General features: G+C 47.7%; 14 protein-coding genes. 7 read left to right on the top strand and 7 right to left on the bottom strand.

Annotated elements, in window-relative coordinates:
• The first annotated feature begins 64 nt into the window (after positions 1-64).
• From PG915_RS20200 to PG915_RS20190, 3 genes are all read left to right on the top strand, one after another.
• Positions 65-961, top strand: coding sequence for a DUF1254 domain-containing protein (locus tag PG915_RS20200; protein WP_353498797.1), 897 nt, complete (start codon positions 65-67; stop codon positions 959-961).
• Between the two features lie 7 nt (positions 962-968).
• Entirely contained in the window at positions 969-1,181 is a 213-nt protein-coding gene (locus PG915_RS20195) for a hypothetical protein (RefSeq protein WP_353498796.1), read from the top strand.
• A gap of 308 nt (positions 1,182-1,489) precedes the next feature.
• Positions 1,490-2,029 carry a hydrolase gene (locus tag PG915_RS20190; RefSeq protein WP_353498795.1) on the top strand — a complete coding sequence of 180 codons (540 nt, stop codon included), beginning with the start codon at positions 1,490-1,492 and terminating at the stop codon, positions 2,027-2,029.
• 43 nt (positions 2,030-2,072) lie between these two features.
• Here PG915_RS20190 and PG915_RS20185 read toward each other — a convergent pair whose 3' ends face one another.
• Positions 2,073-3,521, bottom strand: a complete 1,449-nt coding sequence (locus tag PG915_RS20185; protein WP_353498794.1) for a PLP-dependent aminotransferase family protein — start codon at positions 3,519-3,521, stop codon at positions 2,073-2,075.
• Between the two features lie 91 nt (positions 3,522-3,612).
• Here PG915_RS20185 and PG915_RS20180 point away from each other — a divergent pair, with 91 nt between their 5' ends.
• From PG915_RS20180 to PG915_RS20165, 4 genes are all read left to right on the top strand, one after another.
• Complete coding sequence (locus tag PG915_RS20180) at positions 3,613-4,272, top strand: pyridoxamine 5'-phosphate oxidase family protein (protein ID WP_353498793.1); 660 nt, start codon at positions 3,613-3,615, stop codon at positions 4,270-4,272.
• A 224-nt stretch (positions 4,273-4,496) separates the two neighbouring features.
• A complete protein-coding gene (locus PG915_RS20175; RefSeq protein WP_353498792.1) occupies positions 4,497-5,576 on the top strand; it encodes an acyltransferase in 1,080 nt (359 codons plus the stop codon).
• Between the two features lie 53 nt (positions 5,577-5,629).
• Positions 5,630-6,355: a nitroreductase family protein gene (locus PG915_RS20170; protein ID WP_353498791.1), complete on the top strand. Its 726-nt coding sequence runs from the start codon at positions 5,630-5,632 to the stop codon at positions 6,353-6,355.
• A gap of 184 nt (positions 6,356-6,539) precedes the next feature.
• Complete coding sequence (locus tag PG915_RS20165) at positions 6,540-7,013, top strand: Dps family protein (protein ID WP_353498790.1); 474 nt, start codon at positions 6,540-6,542, stop codon at positions 7,011-7,013.
• Between the two features lie 82 nt (positions 7,014-7,095).
• Here PG915_RS20165 and PG915_RS20160 read toward each other — a convergent pair whose 3' ends face one another.
• The 6 genes from PG915_RS20160 to PG915_RS20135 are packed head-to-tail and all read right to left on the bottom strand — an operon-like array spanning position 7,096 to position 22,802.
• The gene (locus PG915_RS20160; protein ID WP_353498789.1) at positions 7,096-18,246 is read right to left on the bottom strand and encodes a tandem-95 repeat protein; all 11,151 of its coding nucleotides are present in this window, start codon (positions 18,244-18,246) and stop codon (positions 7,096-7,098) included.
• A gap of 26 nt (positions 18,247-18,272) precedes the next feature.
• A complete protein-coding gene (locus tag PG915_RS20155) occupies positions 18,273-19,100 on the bottom strand; it encodes a sulfotransferase (protein ID WP_353498788.1) in 828 nt (275 codons plus the stop codon).
• Between the two features lie 14 nt (positions 19,101-19,114).
• Positions 19,115-19,759, bottom strand: coding sequence for a phage tail protein (locus tag PG915_RS20150; protein WP_353498787.1), 645 nt, complete (start codon positions 19,757-19,759; stop codon positions 19,115-19,117).
• A 24-nt stretch (positions 19,760-19,783) separates the two neighbouring features.
• On the bottom strand, positions 19,784-20,431 hold the full coding sequence (locus PG915_RS20145) for a phage tail protein (protein WP_353498786.1): 648 nt from the start codon (positions 20,429-20,431) through the stop codon (positions 19,784-19,786).
• Positions 20,432-20,434: 3 nt separating this feature from the next.
• Positions 20,435-21,475: a formyltransferase family protein gene (locus PG915_RS20140; protein ID WP_353498785.1), complete on the bottom strand. Its 1,041-nt coding sequence runs from the start codon at positions 21,473-21,475 to the stop codon at positions 20,435-20,437.
• Positions 21,459-22,802: a hypothetical protein gene (locus tag PG915_RS20135; RefSeq protein ID WP_353498784.1), complete on the bottom strand. Its 1,344-nt coding sequence runs from the start codon at positions 22,800-22,802 to the stop codon at positions 21,459-21,461. Before PG915_RS20135 ends, PG915_RS20140 begins: the two co-directional genes overlap by 17 nt.
• Positions 22,803-22,804 lie beyond the last annotated feature (2 nt).

The following is a 22,804-nucleotide window of genomic DNA, read 5'->3' as shown; positions in this document are numbered from 1 at the left end:
AGGAATGAAGTCGACACCCTGCTTGAGCTGCAAGCACTTCAAACTTGAATTAAGGCTATCTGAGATGAAAAAACTTACTATTTTGGCAACGATTACTGCTTCTCTATTTGCAACAACAACCTTGGCACATGATCTTGGTGATCACTTGCCTAAGAAAGGGCAACCAACCGCACTTCAAATCGAGAATGGCGGCAACACAAATGTCACCAAAGACAATTTCATTGCCGCGGAGTCAGACAAATATTTCTTCGAACAGCAAGCGAAGTCTGGTATCAACCACTTCACGCATGATCGACAACTTCTGACAATGGAGACACAAACGGTAGTTAGACAAAACCGCGACACTCTCTATTCAAAGTCAATATGGGACACCAAAGGCGGCGTAACGTTCGAGCTGCCTATTCTAGACAGTTATCAGGCGCTCCAAGTCATTGATGAACAGCACCGAACCGTAGCGGTACTATACGCTGCCAAAGGTCAAAACAAGGTGACCATTACTCCTGACATGCTCTCTTCAGGTCAGCACGTTTGGGTTATTGCACGCACTCAAGTCGCATCCAACGCACCCGCCGACATTCAAGAAGGCAATCGCAAGCAAGATATGCTCAAAGGCACAGCTTCTTCTTCTGAGCAGTACATACCAAAAGGCTTCGATCAGTTTGATCGAGAGAAGGTACGCTTAGCGCTTGAAGCAAACGTGCTGCAACTAGACTTTACCAAAGCAATGGGCGCACCCGATGGCAAAACGCTAAAACCTGAGCAACACCTTGAGCCACGTAAGGTCGAGCAGTTCCATGCTCTCGGTTTGACTTCAATGGGTTTTGGCGGATTACCGAGTGAACATGCCTACTACAAAGTTCTATTAGCACAGGACCGCTCTGGCGAGTGTCAAACTATGAACTTTGACGCACCACCACTGGGTAAAAAATGGGTTCTTCTCTATCACAACCTATGGTTCTGATGCGTATGTGCACACTGAAGAGTTTGCTTTATCGAGCCGAAAAGATGAGCTCAAGGCGAATAAAGATGGCACTTATACGGTGAACTTTAATTGTGGTGAACAAGCGATCAACAATATCGATGTGGAAAAAGGCTGGACCGGTATCCTGCGCATGTACAAGCCGAATTCAGACAAACAAATCGTCAACTATGCGAAAGAAGTTGAGCAGCCACACGGCTAATCACTAGCTCCATACCAACGCAGTTCGACAGATGTTGAACTGCATTGATTTACAATGTAAACACTTGATACCGCAAAATCAAAGAATAGCTACACTTTCCAAAATTTAACCTATCATTCAATAAACTATGTTTGGCGGTTTACCCACCGAAGCGCTCGTAACCTTTTATCGACCATGGTCTAGCTACTAAGCTAAACGTGGGTCGCTATGATGGTTCGTTAGTATGGCCCGTCGATTTATCGTGGCGCTGTGGGCTTGGCACCGCAGGCACTTGGTTTATCGAACAAATATTAGATCAGGAGGACTAAATGCTAGACCAGAATAACACCCAGCTAATGATCATCGACGTGCAAGGAAAGCTGGCTCAGTTAATGCACGACAAAGAGACACTATTTAGTAACCTCAACACGCTAACCAAGGCGGCTAAGCTCATGGAGCTGCCAATCGTGTGGGTTGAACAAATTCCGGATAAGCTCGGTGCGACGATTGACGAAATCAGCCTAGAGCTTACGCACCAGCGACCAATTGCAAAAGAGGTATTCAGTGCTTGGGGAGAAGAAGCCGTGCGCACTGCCACCGAGAATCACAACCGAAAACAAGTGCTATTGGTCGGCATCGAAGCCCATATTTGTGTGCATCAAACCGCCTGTGAACTGATTGAAGCGGGCTATGAAGTACATCTTGTTACTGATGCTGTCTCCTCCAGAACGCCTGCGAACAAAAAACTTGCCCTCAAGCGCTTAACTCAAGAGGGTGCAATTCTCACCTCGACAGAGATGGCACTGTTTGAACTACAAAGAGTCGCGCGGGGTGACCAGTTTAAATCCCTTCTTAAACTCATCAAGTAGTCTTGAGCTCATACCGCAGTTTGGTTGAGTAACCACAAGCCCGTTACTCAACCAAGGAATAGTAGAGCTCAGCTAACACCTTCACTTTATCTGGTATCGCCTCTATTGGGGCGTTACCAAAACCGAGAACAATGGAGCCATAATTACGCGGCTTCGCTAACGGTTGATAAAACTGCATAGGTCTCACCACCATACCCACCTCTTGTGCCATTTCAGACAGTGTTATTTCATCAACAGAACTTTGCCATTGAATAGTGGCGTGCAGCCCTGCCCCTTGTGAAACCAATCGCCAGTCTTGGCCAAATGCATCTTGTATACACTGCTTCATGACTCGGTACTTTTGCTCATAGAGTCGACGCATCTTGCGGATATGTCTAAGTAGCCCGCCTTCATCAATAAAGTCAGCCAACGCCGCTTGCACCAGTGCGGGTGTGTCGCCTGATAATGCATCTTTAATTTCTAAACAAAGCGGTACTAGATGAGGAGGAACGACCATGTAACCTATCCGCAAAGAGTTAAACATCACCTTACTCATCGAACCAATGTAGATCATTTTATCCGCGTTGCCGCTCTCTGCAGCTAGGCCTTGCATACTACGGAACGGGCGACTATCAAACTGAAACTCACTGTCATAATCATCTTCAATGATCCATGACTGATTCTGCTGAGCCCACTCAATCAATTGCAAACGTTGCTCAGTTTGAATCGAGCAACCCATGGGATATTGATTGCTCGGCGTAAGATAAATGCCGCTCGATTCACTGTTCACTATGCGCTGAATGTCCACCCCTGTTCTAGCATCTACATCGACAAAATCGTAATCCACTGCAAAGGTATCCAGCACTTTCACCACTTGACGGTAACCAGGAAGCTCCACCAAAAAACGTTGATGAGGTTTGAGCTTCTGAGTGGCGAGCAACGCGATAGCAATCGACTGTTGAGCACCTGAGGTCACTATGATCTGATCCGGATTACAAACCACGCTACGACTACTAGTAAGGTATCGATGAAGTGCCTCTCGCAAGCTCACCAATCCCTGTAAATCTTGGTTCCCAAGCAATGTACTACGGTTACTGTGACGCTGCAGTAATCGACTCCAAGCCGTCATAGGAAAGGCTGAAAACTCAGCAACACCTGGGGCAAAAAATCCATTATTTGGCGTATCATCCGTTCCACGTTCTGCTGTCACCTGCACCTGATCTGATGCCATGTATTGCTCCGGCAATGACAGTGCCACATAGAATCCACTGTTTGCTTTGGCATTCAAGTAACCCTCAGCAACCAGCTGCTCATAAGTCTGTATCACTGTATTTCGACTGATCTTAAGCTGAGATGCCAGCAATCGCGTGGAAGGGAGCTTGGCACTCGATGGCCAAAATCCTTTAAGAATGCGCGTACGGATCTGCTGAAACAGAACCTGCTGCAAAGTCACTTTGCCAGATGCTATAGCTTCAAGGTCAATAGAGAGGTCACTCGAATCGATTACGCTCAAACTGGATCCACCATTTTTAATATTTTGGATCTAAACAGAGTACCAAAACTTTCCTAATCTAGCTGCAACAGATGAATAAGGAGGTCATGCCATGCTGTCACAAACAGAGCGAACACAAATCAAAAAAGGGACTCACAAGGCCGTATTAGAGACCCAAGCACTTTACGATATTATCGACGAAGCACTCATCGCACATATCGCTATAAACGATACCAATGGGCCAATCATCATTCCCATGCTGGCTTGGCGAGTCGAGAACAAGGTGTATATACACGGTGCTAAGAACAGCCGCCTGTTACGAGTGCTAAAGTCAGGACAGAAGACCTGCCTTACTTTTACACTGTTTGATGGATGGGTATTAGCACGTTCCGCTTTTCATCACAGTGCTCACTATCGAAGTGCCGTCGTGTTCGGTGAATTTGTCACCGTCGATAACAATCAAGACAAAGATCGGCTTTTGAATCACTTTATCGAGCATATTGCCCCAGGAAGAACCGAGCAAATCCGGCTGAGCAATCACAAAGAGTTGGCAGCGACCGAACTGCTGGCTATCGAACTCAATGAGGCATCAGTCAAAGTCGGCTGCCATGGTGTCAATGACGACAAAGCCGACCTAGATATCCCAGTTTGGGCTGGCGTGCTTCCGTACCGGACTGTCGTCGGTCCGCTTGAACCATGCGACGATCTTGCTGAGTGTATCGACACACCAGACTACTCATCTGCTTATGGAAATCGTTGGCATAGCTCTTAACTGGTGAGTTCAATCATAGCAGTGGCATGAGGGAGCTGTAAGAAAACGCCAAACAACGTTAAACGGAGCAAAAGCAAAAGGGTGTAAAAATTACGATCAACCACAAATTGTTGCAAAATACTTGCACCCATACAGCAAATTATTGATGCCAAACACGCCAGTTAAACCAATAAATGCTAGTGTGAAGAGGTTTCGTTTCTAGTGAGAAAACATCTCTTCATACTATGCAGCAAGTTACTAATAAATCAGAAAAAATTACCAGCTTTGAGTTTGCTAGGGTCATCGCGCTACTGGCCGTTATTTCCATTCATGGTCAATTATTCATGGACTATGGCTATATCGGTGAAGAGCCTTGGCTTAACTTCATCACCAACCAAGCCGCTCGATTTGCCGTACCGTTGTTTTTTGTTATCGCCGGCTATCTTATCTACCCAAAACTCAACGCAAGTCCCTACACAACAGCGAAAAACTACAGCACGCCATTGATGATTATCTGGTTTATATGGAGCCTCATTTGTCTTGCGCTACCTTTTAACTTAGGTGTCGTAGCGGAGCACGGTTACTTAGCAGAGCGCACCGGCTACTGGGGTTACCTTATGCAAGCACCACTCAACTCTCTGTTTGAGGGTGGCTTAGTACACTTATGGTTTATCCCATCACTGGTGATCGCAGTCTTCATGATTGCGTGGTTTGTCGACAACAAGTGCCGTTCGTTAATGCTCCCATTTGCAGTCATTTTCTATATCTACGGCTTAGCAGCGGGTAGTTATAATGTGCTCACCGAGATGGAAACCCCAATTTTTACTCGCAATGGTCCTTTCTTTAGCTTCCTTATGGTTGCTATTGGTTTTGAAGCTCGCCGCCATCAATGGAGAATGAGCGTAGGAAAAGCTCTGCTCCTCGCTGCGGCTGGGATGGCGATACATTTTGCAGAAGCATACTACCTACACGGACATGGCCAAGTATTTAATCTCAATGACTTTTTACTCGGTACCTCAATATGGGGAGCGGGACTGATGTTTTTCTTACTCGCTAAACCGAACTTAGGAAAACACCCTATTTGGCTGTCCCTCGGTAAATGGGTATTGCCGATTTACGTGATACACCTATTGGTCACTATCTACATGACCAACATCGTCGCTATTTTAGGTGTAGAAACGGTTGCCGCAGACGCCATTGTGTTCTTTGGCACTATTATTGGCTCTGTCATCTTGATGTTTATTATTGAGAAAACACCGCTATCGTTTGCTAATCTGCGTCGCATTAAGTTCGGTAAAAACAAAGCAGCTTGTCGTGAGGCGTAATACCTGTTAGAAAGGTGCCGATCACAGGCACCTCAAACGTACAAAGTATTCCCATGAAACACGTCTCCGAACTGGAACAACTTCTTCATTCACGTCGCTCAGTACGCAAATACAATGCTGAAGCGGCGTTTGACCATAACGCGGTTCAACGCGCTCTCGAACACGCAACTCTCAGCCCAAACAGCAGCAACATGCAAATGTGGGCATTCCATCGAGTCATCAGCGATGAAAAACGCCAGCAACTTGCAGAGATCTGCATGGGGCAAAATGCGGCTAAAACGGCCAATGAACTGGTTGTCGTCACGGTAACTCCGAACAAATGGAAACAGCGCGCGGCAATGAATGCAGATATCGTGCGCGCTAATTTTGCGGGCCGCGAAGACGAGACCTCAAAGCGTGCATTTAAATACTACGACAAGCTCATTCCTATGGTGTACAACAATGACGCTTTAGGCCTGCGTGGGTTAATGCGTAAGATCTACAGCTTCTGGCTGGGGCGCAATAAGCCGATGGTAAGAGAAGTCAGCAAACAAGATGTTCGTGTGTGCCTTCACAAAAGTGCTTCACTCGCTTCAATGACGTTCATGCTATCGATGCGCGAGCAAGGATACGACACCTGCCCAATGGAAGGCTTTGATTCTGTACGTACCAAAGCATTGTTAGGTCTGGCTGATAACGATGAAATCACGATGATCATCAGTTGCGGTGTTCGTACTGAAGAAGGTATCTACGGCGAGCGCCATCGCGTACCTAATGAACAAGTGATTATCTCTCACTAAGCGAGCAGTCAGCATTGAAAAACGCCATTCCTACTAAGGCTGGAATGGCGAACTATTAAGACGACAAAATAGTAATAGCAAACACCTATCAATACTATCACTACAATCGATTATTCCTTTTTAACTCCCCACCATATACTGACTTCAACAAAACAAGATTCCACTCTTCCCAGAGGACAGTATTATGACAACCACTAACCTTATCGGTCTAGACAAAGACGCATCACAAGCAGTTGCAGCTGAACTTAACCAATTGCTCGCTAACTACCAAGTATTGTACATGAACACCCGTGGTTACCACTGGAACATCAAAGGTGAGCAGTTTTTTGAACTTCACGTCAAGTTTGAGGAAATCTACACCGATCTACAGACTAAAATCGATGAATTGGCAGAGCGAATTCTAACCATTGGTCATACGCCAGATCACTCGTTTAGTCGCTACCTTGAACAGAGTCAGATCGAAGAACATCAAAACGCTTATCGTGGCAAAGAATGTGTTACTGGTCTTGTGAATGGCTTCTCGGTTTTGATTCATCGTCAACGTGAGATCTTAGAGCAAGCATCACAAACCAATGATGAAGGTACTGCAGCATTAATGGGTGATTACATTCGAGAGCAAGAGAAGTTGCTGTGGATGTTAAATGCCTATCTAAACTAAAACGAACAATCGCCATAGGGCACTCACTCACCCTGTGGCTTCTAACAGACAACTTTATGGTTGAGACCAGCTAGTCGTCTATTTATTGGTTACCAAACTGGTATTCGACGACCGCACTGTAGGTTGTCACATCATTAAGGCGAATAAAGTAACGAGACACTTTTGCACCAATCATAATGTTTGAAGATAGCTTCCCCTTAAGGGCAAATGCGATGTAAGGGTCGATACCGTCTTCCGTCGACTCAATTTTTTGCCCTTGATACTCACTCTTAAACTCCGTTTGCCATGCCAGTGCCCCAGCAATACCATTGAGCGACACCCTGTCGTTTTCCCATAAGGTATAATCAACATCCAGACCAATACCATGCCCAAGCGCTGGCGTCACTTTAGCAACCGTGCGGTGATAATCCTCGGGAGATTGACCAACATCAGCTTCTAACTCGGCACTCCCTTTACCAAGGTTTATATAGTTAACTGACACCGCCCAATCTTGGTTATATCGATATCCTACCCCAAGTAACCAAGCTGTATCACGATCTTCGACACTCAGCACCTGTGGGTTATTGTCATAGTTTCTCTCATCCGCTCTCGCCTGACCGATGTCCGCCTTAAGAAACCAATCAGCGTTGACGTTAAATGCCGTTAGCAAGCCTAACAACACGGTACTTACACGTACTTTTCCAGCACGAATTGCACCGAATACCGCCAGTATCATCACAAGCCACCCTCCTATTGAGCCACCGCTTGAGCTATTTCTCACCACATCGTTGCTAGCAAGATTCACGTTTACCGAGACATTTGAGAATGCCGTACCACCATTACCATCAGAGATGCCATAGCTCAGCGTATCGACACCAAAGAAGTCTGCGGGCGCTTGATAGACTAGCTGGTTATTCTCAATCGATACGCTACCAAGCTGACTACTGGCACTCGTCACCTGTAGCGCATCGCCATCACCATCATTGTCGTTTGCTAGTACATTGATCATCACTGTACCACCTTTGACCACGGTGGCTTCATCCGACTCCGCTTGCGGAAGAGTATTCGATGAGGTTGTCGCTACGCCACCAGGGTCAACGATTCTGCCATTTGCTTCACCATCGTCATCATAAATACCACCATCCTTTATGGTTAATTGCACGCACCAGTGGCCTTCTATCAGCTGCCCCTGCTGCCATGAGCTATCACCAGGAGGTGGACAATATCCTTCAAATCCAGGTGCTGATGAGACGTAGTTGTCTGGATCAGTGCCATCATTTGCTAATGTTACCCAACCGTTTGCCTCACTGTATTTCCGATAAACTGCATTTAGAGGGATCGGTCGACTTTGAGGGAGTACCAAAGAATAGCTTTGCCCGGGGATCGGTAGACCAATCGCAACATAGTCAAATACCCCTCCGACATTTGTTGCGTCCTCATCTACAGGCAATTCCTGCTCTAGCAGCAACGCTCCTCCCGTCATTCCATCAGCAACCGTCACACCCTTACGCAAGCACACACCTGGCTCACCTTCTACCAGGTAACTGCTAGACTCCGACGCATAAGACTGAATGACATTACATTCGGCTATCGCATCTTGGAAATCTGGAATACCATCACCATCACTGTCACTATAACCCTCTTGGTTGTCTGGAATGAGATCACCATCAGTATCCTCTTCCCCGAGGGTGGCAAGTTCAGCCACGACTTCTAAGAACACGCTGGTGTTCACCGTTTCATTGCCAGAATCGGTCACTTCAATAGCAAGCTCATAAACACCATCGGTGAGAGCGCTTGGATCAAACTCAAATACTGACTCAGCCTGGCTGATGTTCGCCAGCGCAGAATTATCATTGATCCAACGATACTGGTGGCTATCGCCCGGATTGACGTCGTCAACAACAGCAGTGATGGTCACCATGCCTTGTTGCGGAGAAATGACCGTTCTAGGCTCCTCATTTTGAATGACTTGTAGCGCCACATCAGGTGCAACATTAACCTCATAAACCGTCAGCACATATTGATACTTACTGCCAAGGTTGACGGTATCAGATAAGGTGATGATTAAGGTTTCTTCACTATCTGCCACATCGTCGCTGAAGATCTCAAAATCAATCCCCCCCTCAAGCCCTGAAGTAATCACTACTTCCCCTGAAACAAGATCGTGATCTTGAGTATCCATTGTGCCGCCAGCCGTGTATGGGATGACCACAGGGTAACTGCTAGGCTTGCCGTTGAGATAAACCGCAACTTGATGTTCAGTACCTTCAACAGTCTTACCATCTTTCTCTATTGAGATTAATGGGTGAACCGTAATAGTCTGCAATGATTTACCTGTATTGCCGCTTTGATCCGTCGCAGCCCACGAGACTTTGTGAACACCAGGAGTGAAGAACCCGTCGCTGTTTTCAATCACAACAGGAAGTTGCTGACCTGAACTATCAATCGCCGTTGCTACCCCAAGGTCAACTTTAGTAAATAGTGCAGAGGCATTGATCTCAACATCATCGGGGGCGGTGACGGTTGGACCATCACTTGCGACTATTTCTAACACAGCCTCACCAATCACTTCAGCATCGTTACTATCTTTGACACCATACTTTATGGTGACCACCCCTACATCAGCAGTCTGAAGCTCAATACTGTCACCATTAACGGTTAATGTTCCCGAGTCTGCCCTCGCCCAAGAGAGCGTTAATGTGTCATCATCAGGATCCATATCGTTGGCTAGGGGCGCAAAGCTATAAAGGCCTTGCGCTGTCGCAGCAAATGTTAGGATCTCACCAGTAACAACGGGGTCATCATTCACACTGATGACCTGAACATTAATGGTTCTATCTACCGTATAACCGCTTTCATCAGTCAAAGTGATCGTAAAGCTGTCACTGCCGTTGTAGTTGGCGGTTGGCGTGTAGACGATGTCCGTGCCGTTAATAACTATCTGACCATGACTCGGTGCGGATTTCTCCGTTGCTGTCACCGTATCGCCATCCACATCGCTAAAGTTGAAGCTCAACGTTTGGTTGTTGTCTTCATCGGTAGTGAGGGTCGACGCCACCGTGATGCTCGGCTCATCATTCACGCTGGAGACCGTCACGGTGATGGTTTTATCCACCGTGTAGCCGCTGCCATCGGTCAAGGTAATGGTGAAGCTGTCACTCCCGTTGTAGTTGGCGGTTGGCGTGTAGACGATGTCCGTGCCGTTAATAACTATCTGACCATGACTCGGTGCGGATTTCTCGGTTGCTGTGACCGTATCGCCATCCGCATCGCTAAAATTGAAGCTCAACGTTTGGTTGTTGTCTTCGTCTGTGGTCAAGGTCGACGCAATTGTAATGCTCGGCTCATCATTGACGCTGGAGACGGTGACGTTGATGGTTTTGTCTACTGTGTAGCCGTTACCATCGGTCAGTGTAATGGTGAAGCTGTCACTGCCGTTGTAGTTGGCGGTTGGCGTGTAGACGATGTCCGTACCACTGATGGCTATCTCACCATGACTTGGCGCCGATTTCTCGGTCGCCGTGACGGTATCGCCATCCACATCGCTAAAGTTGAAGCTCAACGTTTGGTTGTTGTCTTCGTCTGTGGTCAAGGTCGAGGCAATCGTAATGCTTGGCTCATCATTGACGCTTGAGACGGTGACGTTGATGGTTTTGTCTATTGTGTAGCCGTTGCCATCGGTCAGTGTAATGGTGAAGCTGTCACTGCCGTTGTAGTTGGCGGTTGGCGTGTAGACGATGTCCGTGCCGTTAATAACTATCTGACCATGACTCGGTGCGGATTTCTCCGTTGCTGTCACCGTATCGCCATCCGCATCGCTGTAGCTGAAGCTGAGCGTTTGGTTGTTGTCTTCATCGGTAGTAAGGGTCGACGCCACCGTGATGCTCGGCTCATCATTCACGCTGGAAACCGTCACAGTGATGGTTTTATCCACCGTATAGCCGCTGCCATCGGTCAAGGTAATGGTGAAGCTGTCACTGCCGTTGTAGTTGGCGGTTGGCGTGTAGACGATGTCCGTGCCGTTAATAACTATCTGACCATGACTCGGTGCGGATTTCTCCGTTGCTGTCACCGTATCGCCATCCGCATCGCTGTAGCTGAAGCTGAGCGTTTGGTTGTTGTCTTCATCGGTAGTGAGGGTCGACGCCACCGTGATGCTCGGCTCATCATTCACGCTGGAAACCGTCACAGTGATGGTTTTATCCACCGTATAGCCGCTGCCATCGGTCAAGGTAATGGTGAAGCTGTCACTGCCGTTGTAGTTGGCGGTTGGCGTGTAGACGATGTCCGTGCCGTTAATAACTATCTGACCATGACTCGGTGCGGATTTCTCCGTTGCTGTCACCGTATCGCCATCCGCATCGCTGTAGCTGAAGCTGAGCGTTTGGTTGTTGTCTTCATCGGTAGTGAGGGTCGACGCCACCGTGATGCTCGGCTCATCATTCACGCTGGAAACCGTCACAGTGATGGTTTTATCCACCGTATAGCCGCTGCCATCGGTCAAGGTAATGGTGAAGCTGTCATTACCGTTGTAGTTCGCATTTGGTGTGTAGACGATGTCCGTACCGTTGATGACTATCGCACCATGGCTTGGTGCGGATTTCTCCGTTGCTGTCACCGTATCGCCATCCACATCGCTGTAGCTGAAGCTGAGCGTTTGGTTGTTGTCTTCATCGGTAGTGAGGGTCGACGCCACCGTGATACTTGGTTCATCGTTCACGCTTGAGACCGTTACGGTGATGGTTTTATCCACCGTATAGCCGCTGCCATCGGTCAAGGTAATGGTGAAGCTGTCATTACCGTTGTAGTTCGCATTTGGTGTGTAGACGATGTCCGTACCGTTGATGACTATCGCACCATGGCTTGGTGCGGATTTCTCCGTTGCTGTCACCGTATCGCCATCCACATCGCTGTAGCTGAAGCTGAGCGTTTGGTTGTTGTCTTCATCGGTGGTGAGGGTCGACGCCACTGTGATACTCGGCTCATCGTTCACGCTTGAGACCGTCACGGTGATGGTTTTATCCACCGTGTAGCCGCTGCCATCGGTCAAGGTAATGGTGAAGCTATCGCTGCCGTTGTAGTTGGCCGTTGGCGTGTAGACGATGTCCGTGCCGTTGATGACTATCGCACCATGGCTTGGTGCGGATTTCTCCGTTGCGGTGACCGTATCGCCATCCACATCGCTGTAGCTGAAGCTGAGCGTTTGGTTGTTGTCTTCATCGGTGGTGAGGGTCGACGCCACTGTGATACTCGGCTCATCGTTCACGCTTGAGACCGTCACGGTGATGGTTTTATCCACCGTATAGCCGCTGCCATCGGTCAAGGTAATGGTGAAGCTGTCACTGCCGTTGTAGTTGGCGGTTGGCGTGTAGACGATGTCCGTGCCGTTAATAACTATCTGACCATGACTCGGTGCGGATTTCTCCGTTGCTGTCACCGTATCGCCATCCGCATCGCTGTAGCTGAAGCTGAGCGTTTGGTTGTTGTCTTCATCGGTAGTGAGGGTCGACGCCACCGTGATGCTCGGCTCATCATTCACGCTGGAAACCGTCACAGTGATGGTTTTATCCACCGTATAGCCGCTGCCATCGGTCAAGGTAATGGTGAAGCTGTCATTACCGTTGTAGTTGGCGGTTGGCGTGTAGACGATGTCCGTGCCGTTAATAACTATCTGACCATGACTCGGTGCGGATTTCTCCGTTGCTGTCACCGTATCGCCATCCACATCGCTAAAGTTGAAGCTCAACGTTTGGTTGTTGTCTTCATCGGTAGTGAGGGTCGACGCCACCGTGATGCTCGGCTCATCATTCACGCTGGAGACCGTCACGGTGATGGTTTTATCCACCGTGTAGCCGCTGCCATCGGTCAAGGTAATGGTGAAGCTGTCACTCCCGTTGTAGTTGGCGGTTGGCGTGTAGACGATGTCCGTGCCGTTAATAACTATCTGACCATGACTCGGTGCGGATTTCTCGGTTGCTGTGACCGTATCGCCATCCGCATCGCTAAAGTTGAAGCTCAACGTTTGGTTGTTGTCTTCGTCTGTGGTCAAGGTCGACGCAATTGTAATGCTCGGCTCATCATTGACGCTTGAGACGGTGACGTTGATGGTTTTGTCTATTGTGTAGCCGTTGCCATCGGTCAGTGTAATGGTGAAGCTGTCACTGCCGTTGTAGTTGGCGGTTGGCGTGTAGACGATGTCCGTGCCGTTAATAACTATCTGACCATGACTCGGTGCGGATTTCTCCGTTGCTGTCACCGTATCGCCATCCGCATCGCTGTAGCTGAAGCTGAGCGTTTGGTTGTTGTCTTCATCGGTAGTGAGGGTCGACGCCACCGTGATGCTCGGCTCATCATTCACGCTGGAAACCGTCACAGTGATGGTTTTATCCACCGTATAGCCGCTGCCATCGGTCAAGGTAATGGTGAAGCTGTCACTGCCGTTGTAGTTCGCATTTGGCGTGTAGACGATGTCCGTGCCGTTAATAACTATCTGACCATGACTCGGTGCGGATTTCTCCGTTGCTGTCACCGTATCGCCATCCGCATCGCTGTAGCTGAAGCTGAGCGTTTGGTTGTTGTCTTCATCGGTAGTGAGGGTCGACGCCACCGTGATACTTGGTTCATCGTTCACGCTTGAGACCGTTACGGTGATGGTTTTATCCACCGTATAGCCGCTGCCATCGGTCAAGGTAATGGTGAAGCTGTCATTACCGTTGTAGTTCGCATTTGGTGTGTAGACGATGTCCGTACCGTTGATGACTATCGCACCATGGCTTGGTGCGGATTTCTCCGTTGCTGTCACCGTATCGCCATCCACATCGCTGTAGCTGAAGCTGAGCGTTTGGTTGTTGTCTTCATCGGTAGTGAGGGTCGACGCCACCGTGATACTTGGTTCATCGTTCACGCTTGAGACCGTTACGGTGATGGTTTTATCCACCGTATAGCCGCTGCCATCGGTCAAGGTAATGGTGAAGCTGTCATTACCGTTGTAGTTCGCATTTGGTGTGTAGACGATGTCCGTACCGTTGATGACTATCGCACCATGGCTTGGTGCGGATTTCTCCGTTGCTGTCACCGTATCGCCATCCACATCGCTGTAGCTGAAGCTGAGCGTTTGGTTGTTGTCTTCATCGGTGGTGAGGGTCGACGCCACTGTGATACTCGGCTCATCGTTCACGCTTGAGACCGTCACGGTGATGGTTTTATCCACCGTGTAGCCGCTGCCATCAGTCAAGGTAATGGTGAAGCTATCGCTGCCGTTGTAGTTGGCCGTTGGCGTGTAGACGATGTCCGTGCCGTTGATGACTATCGCACCATGGCTTGGTGCGGATTTCTCCGTTGCGGTGACCGTATCGCCATCCACATCGCTGTAGCTGAAGCTGAGCGTTTGGTTGTTGTCTTCATCGGTGGTGAGGGTCGACGCCACTGTGATACTCGGCTCATCGTTCACGCTTGAGACCGTCACGGTGATGGTTTTATCCACCGTGTAGCCGCTGCCATCGGTCAAGGTAATGGTGAAGCTATCGCTGCCGTTGTAGTTGGCCGTTGGCGTGTAGACGATGTCCGTGCCGTTGATGACTATCGCACCATGGCTTGGTGCGGATTTCTCCGTTGCGGTGACCGTATCGCCATCCACATCGCTGTAGCTGAAGCTGAGCGTTTGGTTGTTGTCTTCATCGGTAGATAAAGTAGACGCAATAGTAATAGTCGGGGCATCATTCACTCCCTCGACACTGACAGTAGAAGCTATAGATAGGTTAGTACTTAGATTTTCAGTTCCGGTTTCTGATATTTCGGTAATAGTGACAATGCGATTCGTCGTACTAGGTGCGTTATCTGTGTTTTCATAACTGATGCTGTCAACAAGCGTCTGCAGTTCGCTAACACTTAGAGAGCCTCCGGTTAAACTTACTGTCGCCGTAGTCCCCGCCAAAGACACCGAATAGTTAAGACTATGTCCGCTCGTAGTGCCACTTTCACCATTCTCCAGTACGACAGATGTACCATCAATAGTAAGCTTTTCGCTAACACCATCAGTCACATTAGTCACGGTCAGGGTCAGTCCATAAATTTGTTGACTAGCCTCAATAGTATCGGCCTCAGCAGTACTGAACAAAGTAACCGAGCTATTTCCTTCTGTAAATGTTGGATTCTGACTGGTTGCCGTCAAAGTCGGCGAATCATTAACCGCACTGATAGTCACATTGACTGTAATGCTGTCACTGCCTCCGGCACCGTCCGAGACTTGAACTGTAAAGCTGTCACTACCTGTTTCATTGTAAGAAGGTGTATAGGTTAAACCGGAAGGCGTAATCGCGTTTGTTCCAGAGTTCTCTGTAGCATTAAAGCCACTGACGCTGCCTTTGGTTGGAGCAGCTACAACCGACCATGTTAGAGTTTGACCAGCACTGGTATCACTCACAGAAAGCAAATTATTAATAGCGGTCGAGCTTGCATCTTCGGATATAACTAAACTATTTGTCTCGCCACCATTAAAACTTGGAGCAACATTGTCCGTAGCTACGGCTGTCCCATTAATCGAACTTTCCACAGACGAGCCAAACGCAGCACCATCGTTAGGCGTCACCTCAAAACTGATATATTTGTCCAGTTCACTGGTTGTTAGTGTATACGTGCTGCTTGTTGCACCACTAATCGCTGTTTTATTTGCCCCAGAGACATTGTCACTCGCATACCACTTGAAAGTAGTGCCACTTTCAGCATCGGACTCAATATCCGAATAACTATAACTTCCCGTTAGTAACTCACCAACTTTCAAAATACCGCTAAACGCCACATTACTTGCTATTGGTGCATCATTCTCAGGAGTTATAGTGACATTTACCGTAATAGAAGCCGTTCCACCAACGCCATCACTCACCTGAATCGTGAAACTGTCACTCCCTGATACATTTGCTGTCGGAGTATAAGTTAAATTGGTTGGTGTAATATTGGTCGAACCTGAACTCGCTGTCGTCGTGAAGCCGCTCAAGCTTCCTTTTGACGGTGCTGACGTTACAGACCAAGTGAGCGTTTGCCCGTTACTCGTATCACTCACATCAAGTAGGTCGTTAATTGCAACTAAACTATCATCCTCTGTGATAACGAGAGATACGCTTGTACCATCATTGAAACTAGGTGATACGTTATCGGTCACCACTGCCGTGTTATTAATGGAGCTTTCGACCGCAATCCCTGCTGTTTGGGCGTCACTTGGGGTCACCTCAAAGCTGATGTACTTACCTAACTCATCCGCCGTTAATGTATAAGTACTTGACGTCGCCCCTGTTATCGCAGCCTTATTTGCGCCAGAAGTATTGTCACTGGCATACCACTTATAAGTAGTGCCACTTTCTGTATCAGACTCAGCGTCAGCATAGTCATAGCTACCAGTAAGTAACTGTCCGACTTGCAGTGTCCCACTAAAGCTAACATTACTCGCCGTTGGTGCAGTATTGGTCGTAACGTCTAAATAAACCGTTGAGATCGTCGAATCATCAGTACCATCATTTGCTTTCAAGGTAAAAGAGGCTGCATTATCACCGCTAACGTTGGCAGGGCTGGTGTACTGAATATTACTGGCTGTATCTAAATAGGTATTTAAGTTTGCTGATGTCCCGCTCAACGTAATCGTTCCCGCAGAGCTTCCATTTGGGCTCGCAGTCACCCCGCCAGCAGAACTCGCGGTGAAAGTACCCGTCGAAGCTGCCAACGTTAGAGTAATCGTATCCCCATCGCCGTCTGCCACAGTGACCGCACTTAGATCAACATTTGAAGCTAAACTTTGCCTAACCGAAACATCAGTAGGCATGTTGGATAATGTTGGCGCAGAATTACTTGATGGGAACACGTGATCTGCTGTAGAGATCTTTGTCAGGTTAATATGGAAAACATTGGTGCAGCCACTGTAGTCTATTTTAAATGAGCTTAAGTTTAAGTTCGATATCGCAGAGACATCTAAAGATGTAGTACCTGCTGGAATTGAAGCTGGGCTTGTCGCACTCGCTCCTCCCGCATAACTACCCGTTACAGAAACACTGCTGCAAGTTGCTCCATAGGAAGTGTAAAAATCAAGCCCAGTTAATCGAAATGTTTCCAGTTCAGAAGAGTTCGCTGTGACGGTAAGCGAGCCGGAAGATTGAGAATTGGCGTCCAAGTATATCCAACCAGTATATGCATACACATCCGCAGAACCACTGACCTGTAACCGATTATCACTAGAGGTATGCGTCGATTTCGGAGCACCACAAACCCCACCGTCATAATTTGGACTACAAAAGCTCGCACTAATGTACTCCACGCTAGACAGAACAGTGGTAAAACGGTTAAGCGATTTAGCATCAAATAATTGCGTCACTACTAGATCACCAGTGCGAACCTCAAGTTCCCAATCTCCCCCGACTGAACTGCTACCAGTGAGATCATTCGAGGCGGCAACATCAACATTTGCCCCCATAGATAGCAGCTCGAGAAACTTTTCACCCTCAGAGGTTTTAGCGACATCACAGCCATACAACATGACATCGGCACCATCAACTAAAGCACTGTCCATCACCGCCAGAACATGGAGATTATTTTCTAGCGCAGCTCTATCTACCTTGCTATTTCCGAGTAATAGCGTCCCGTCTTCACCGTGAGACACGATATGCAATGCTTCTAGATTATGGTATTGCTGCAAGGTTGCCGTTAGTTGAGCGAGTCCATCTTCGTCTGACACAAACTCTACGATGTCTACGCCAGGTTTGAGTTGTTGGTAGAAAAGATGTTTATCTGGCACGTTGGCATCAATAATGACGAGTTCGCGAATAGCTAAGCCGCTACTCAGCACCAAATGTTCATCAGCATGGTTAACCGATATCTCTCTGTCCGTTTCAGGGGGCAACTGTAACGGAGAGAATTGCGATGCCAGCAGCTCAAGAGAGTCCGATGGAATGTCTTGCTGTTGTGCCCACAGGGTTTTGCTGCTCATCAAACGCTTACCCTGCGCATCGTCTTCATGAGGTAACAATTCATTTATTGAGCGAAGATTTGACTTAGGAAGGAGGTGGCTTTCATGCGATATTCGCGACGAACTATCTGTTTGCTGCCAGGTCGAAACCTTTGACATGAGATAGTTTGCTTGCCGACCACGATTGCCACTATTCATGTAACCATAAATGAATCGACTTTGATAACTGCCGCTTGCTTGTGCATTTCCTGTGAACGCCCCCAATGGAACACACAAGGCTGCCAACGTTCGCATTGCACTATTCATTGTGCTTCACTCCAATTCCGTATGTTTTAATCCGCTAACTTACGCGGCGCTATAATACTTGCCTCAGTACCGGTATTGTCATTCCAAAAGGCCATATCGCTATACTGCTGAAATAGATCCGGTGGTAAAATGCTGCGTCTTGGTGTGAACTGGACTTTCTTCTTAACAGTATGGAGCCCTGATACCCCCAAATGGGCGTCAAACTCGCCAGCTTGATACTCCACGTCGTCAAAATCGTGTCTAAAAGTTGGTAGACCAAGAAAGTCGTAGACGAGCTGCATACTGCGTTGAGGATGCTGAGTCAGTAAATCGTAATCCAAGAGCAGCAGCCGATGGGAATGCTCGCTATAATAAGCCTCTTTTAACGCCGTCCATGCACTGCCCATGGCACCACTGACATTCGCAATCGCGTCACATCGCGTATAAACAGTTTGACGCGATTGTGCTGAATACATCCGGCTGTATTCAAAGGGGTTCTTTCGGTAAATCACTTCAAAGCTGTCCATGATCCAAGCTGGATTGCGAACACAGCAAATCACTTTAAAATCGCCAAACATCTCCACTAACTGGTGAAGGCGAGCCGTCCAATGGCGATTGGTATCAAAAATGACCTGTTTGTCACTTTGCTCTTCGTAGTAGCTGTCGAACAGCGCTCGACAAATTGATTGTCTTTTCGTGTCGTCGAAGAAACTTGCGAACTCGGTCCCCGTTCCCATTTGCTCCAAACTACCTTGGATCAAGTTAGCAACAGGGCTGCTCATAGCAGCATGAAACTGATGATTTTGACGCAATATGCCTGCCAGTAGCGTCGAACCTGAACGAGGCAAACCAGATATAAAATGTACGGTGCTCATAAAACTCTTCACCCTCAATTACGTGACGGGCACGTACCATCTGAACAAATCAAATAATTCACAGCAAGTGAGGGTTGATACATGGAGAATGAATTCGACTGCCCTGTGGCTGAGTTCGTCACTGTTCCCCCCGTGATACCGCCACTACCGCCACTCACTTCAATTCCTCCTAACTTAACGACATCACCTGGGTTTGATGAGTAAATGAGCTCTGGTTGATCCTTGCCTCCTGATGGAGGTTTCGCTTGGGCTAAATAAGCACCAGTTGAAGGCGTTTCTGAAGTACCAACCGCCGTTGTCGCTTCTATTGTCACGGAAATAGGCGTACTTGCTCCACCACCAATCGGATTAAATGTCGCTGTGTGTGTAAGTTGAGGCATATGAGCCTGTGTTAGAGTTTGAACTGCAGAACCACCCTGTATACCAATGCGAGGAAAAAACGAGGTCGACGGAGAGCCCCCCCAGCCAACAGGCGCTGTACCGTGCAGATCGGGGAGCTGAAAACTGACCCTGCCATCTCCACCAAAGGTGGTACCCAATAATGAAAAGAGCGCTTGATCATTCGAGATGGAAACGTGTCCACCTTGAGCTGAATAAAATTGTCGTGGAATAAAGTTAAAGCCAGCGGCTTGGATCATTCCGATATACTGATTGTCCATAGACGAATCCTTGAGTTGGTGTGATCAGTTTCTAGAGGGGAACAATCCTTCTATGCAGAGAATAAAGTTCACAGCTAAAGAAGGTTGGTACATAGAAAAAGGGAGAGAACCACCAGCAGTGTCATTGGTCACGGTACCACCAGTAATACCGCCCCCACTACCTGTGACCGTTACGCCCCCTAGTGGTACTATGCTGCCTGACGACGGATCTGAGGTATAGATCATCTCTGGCTGATCCTTACCTCCGGATGGAGGTTTAGCCTGTGCTAAATATGCACCTACCATAGGTGTGGCTGAGTTACCTTCTGCGGTCGTTGCATGTAGTTCAACATTTAATGCTGAACCACCCGGAGAGCTTATTGGTGAAAACGTTGCATTATGAGTGTGTGTCGGAAGCTCTAGGATAGATAAAACTCTCTCTGGAACACCATCTCTCTCACCTATCGAGTAGTAAGGGAGCCCAGGGCCTTGCCCCATCCCAATTGGAGTGCGTCCACGAAGATCTGGAACCCTAAAAGAAGTGCGACCATCACCACCAAAAAAGGTACCAATTAAAGCAAACAAGGCATTAAACTCACTGATAGCGAGCAACTGACCTTGTGCTACAGCAAAACCTCTAGGGGCAAATTGAAAACCTACACTTTGTATTGCGCCAAGGTATTGACCATCCATTTATCATTTCCCTTTGTAATGTGATGGAACACGAATAAGCATTCCAATGCTTATTTGGAATCGTCGGGCAAAATTTACGCCGCTGTATACGCCGTCATCACAAGCAACAACGCTTAAACGCACAGCTTCTCCGTTCAAAGCCATCACCAACCCGTCTTGTAGCCCAATGGCGAGGATTGTTCCCGCCTTACAACCATGTACTAATGTATCTGATTCATTTGCCTCTATTAGTTGGAAACATACTTTCTCAGCGAACAGTTCCACTGGAATTGCCGTCCCAGCGCTCGCTCGGCATAATGCAGCTAACTCGTCAGAACGAATCAGGTTTAAATCAATATCGGAATTGCGCTTTGTGGGCTTTGGTGCCCATATTCGGCTCTGTGCTTCGACAGTGGCTTTACTTTGATTGCCATTCACTGATTGGGGCACATTGGTAAGACTTGAGCTGTTTGCTTGCGGCACTCCAAGCTCAGCTTTACCCGTTGTTTCCAGACGCTGTGCCAAAGCTAAAACGATTTGACTCGATACTTGAGACATTTGATTGCTAAGTCCCAGCCCTGTAATGCAGGGGGCAATGGAGATGGGTTGCTGCACAACAATATTACCGCTGTCTAACTCGCTAGTGACACAGTGCAATGTAACGGCAGCTTCACGTTCTTGATTGCGAATTTGCCAATACACAGGAGCAGCCCCCTTGTAATATGGCAAGGCAGAGCCATGGATGTTGTAGACACCCAAATCGAAATAAGCCAATAAATCACTCGGTATAAGATATGGAAAGGTTGCTAGAACAGCTGCCCGAGCTTGCCAGCGATCAAACTCCCGAGATAATTCAGGCAATTTAGCTGCACAGCAAAAATGGTAAGGAACCTTGTTGTGTTGCAATAACGCCGCCAACTGCTGCACCTGTAGAGCCTGCTCATCAACCTCCGCTGGATCAGGCAAAATGACACCACCTAAATACCCCGCTTGCAAAAGCAGTTCAATAGAAGGCAAAGCAAATGAGCTAGAAGCAAAGATGACTAACTTAGTCGTTTGCATCATGCGCCTCCTCTTGAGGTACTACTAAGAACCCGGGCATACCATTAACTCGGTAATAAAAACGCACGCTATCCCCCGAGCTCAGTAGCACATCACCCTCTTGTTCTTCAGCCGGCACAAAATTTATGCACGCATGTAAATCTGGCAGAGGGTGTGTGATACCTGATTGATATTGTGTGAGATGTTCATCAGAAAAGGTGGTTAACTCCGCCATGACTAACAACGTCTGCTTAGTCGCATTTTCCGCAAGCTCTGGTATGTTAAGCCGATTGCACGCAGCCACTTTAGTGTTGTTATCTAACTCCCGCCACTGCATACGTTTCAAAAAATCTAAGTTGATGTTTGCAACTTCACCAACATCTGTCCGCTTTGTACGAACATGAATCTGTCTTTCCAATTGCTCATCCGCTGAAAGATCTCTATCCCATTGCTCGCAAAATTCCAGCTGTGGTATCGCCAATAAAGCGCGAATTGAGATCGACTCAGGAATCATAACGGAGTCTTGAGACATTATATCGGCAAAGTGCTTTGCTATTGGTAAGTGCGCTTCTCGGGTAAAACCGTGCTGCATCGCCTCCAACACTAAAATATCGATGTCACCCTCTGGTTGATAATCAAGTGCATCTAAAAGTCTAATTTCCTTAATAAAGTCTTCGACCTCCAACTCTTCAACAGCCGCATTCAACATTTTCACCGCACCAGGCTGAATATCAATAAGAGTAACCTTCAACTGCTCACTGGTTACGCTGCTCTGCTGACGAAAATAACTAAGAAGTGGCAAAACCAAAGGGGCTAGTGGGCCACAGGCTGGATAAACAAGATGTATTGGTGAGGGCGTGCTCATTAAGGAGAGTCGTTCAGAGATCGCTTGCTCAATACCTCGAGTAAACGCCGCAACACGATATGTATCTTTTATAGTGGTCAAACAGTGCTCTGGAGACATCACCAACCCCGTCGCCGATATATACTGTCGCGTCCTGAGATCGATACTTACATCGAGGTTTTCAAAGATGACCTGAAAGCGTTGGTAGAGCTCATCCAGTTTTTGAGCGATCTTACTGGCTGGTTCAGATTTAAGCATAGAATCAACCGCTTCATGAGCTATTCTAGCGGTCGTCTGAGGCACCTGAGATAGACATTGGCCTGCCAATTGTTCGCGAATTTGCTGATCAAGCTTTCCTTGAACTTGCTTGTAGTCGAATTGATCCCATGTCGTTGAGGAGACCGCTTGGATTGGTTTCTTCAGTGCTTTCTTCATCTCTGGTTGCTGAGCTAAACGCCCATGTTCTTTTCGTGACTCCAAGTCGTTTTTCCTTACGTTGTTATCCATTT

The organism is Vibrio sp. CB1-14, from assembly GCF_040412085.2.
GTDB lineage: Bacteria > Pseudomonadota > Gammaproteobacteria > Enterobacterales > Vibrionaceae > Vibrio > Vibrio chaetopteri.
The sequence above is the reverse complement of the archived record's forward strand: the minus strand, read 5'-3'. Positions and strand labels throughout refer to the sequence as shown.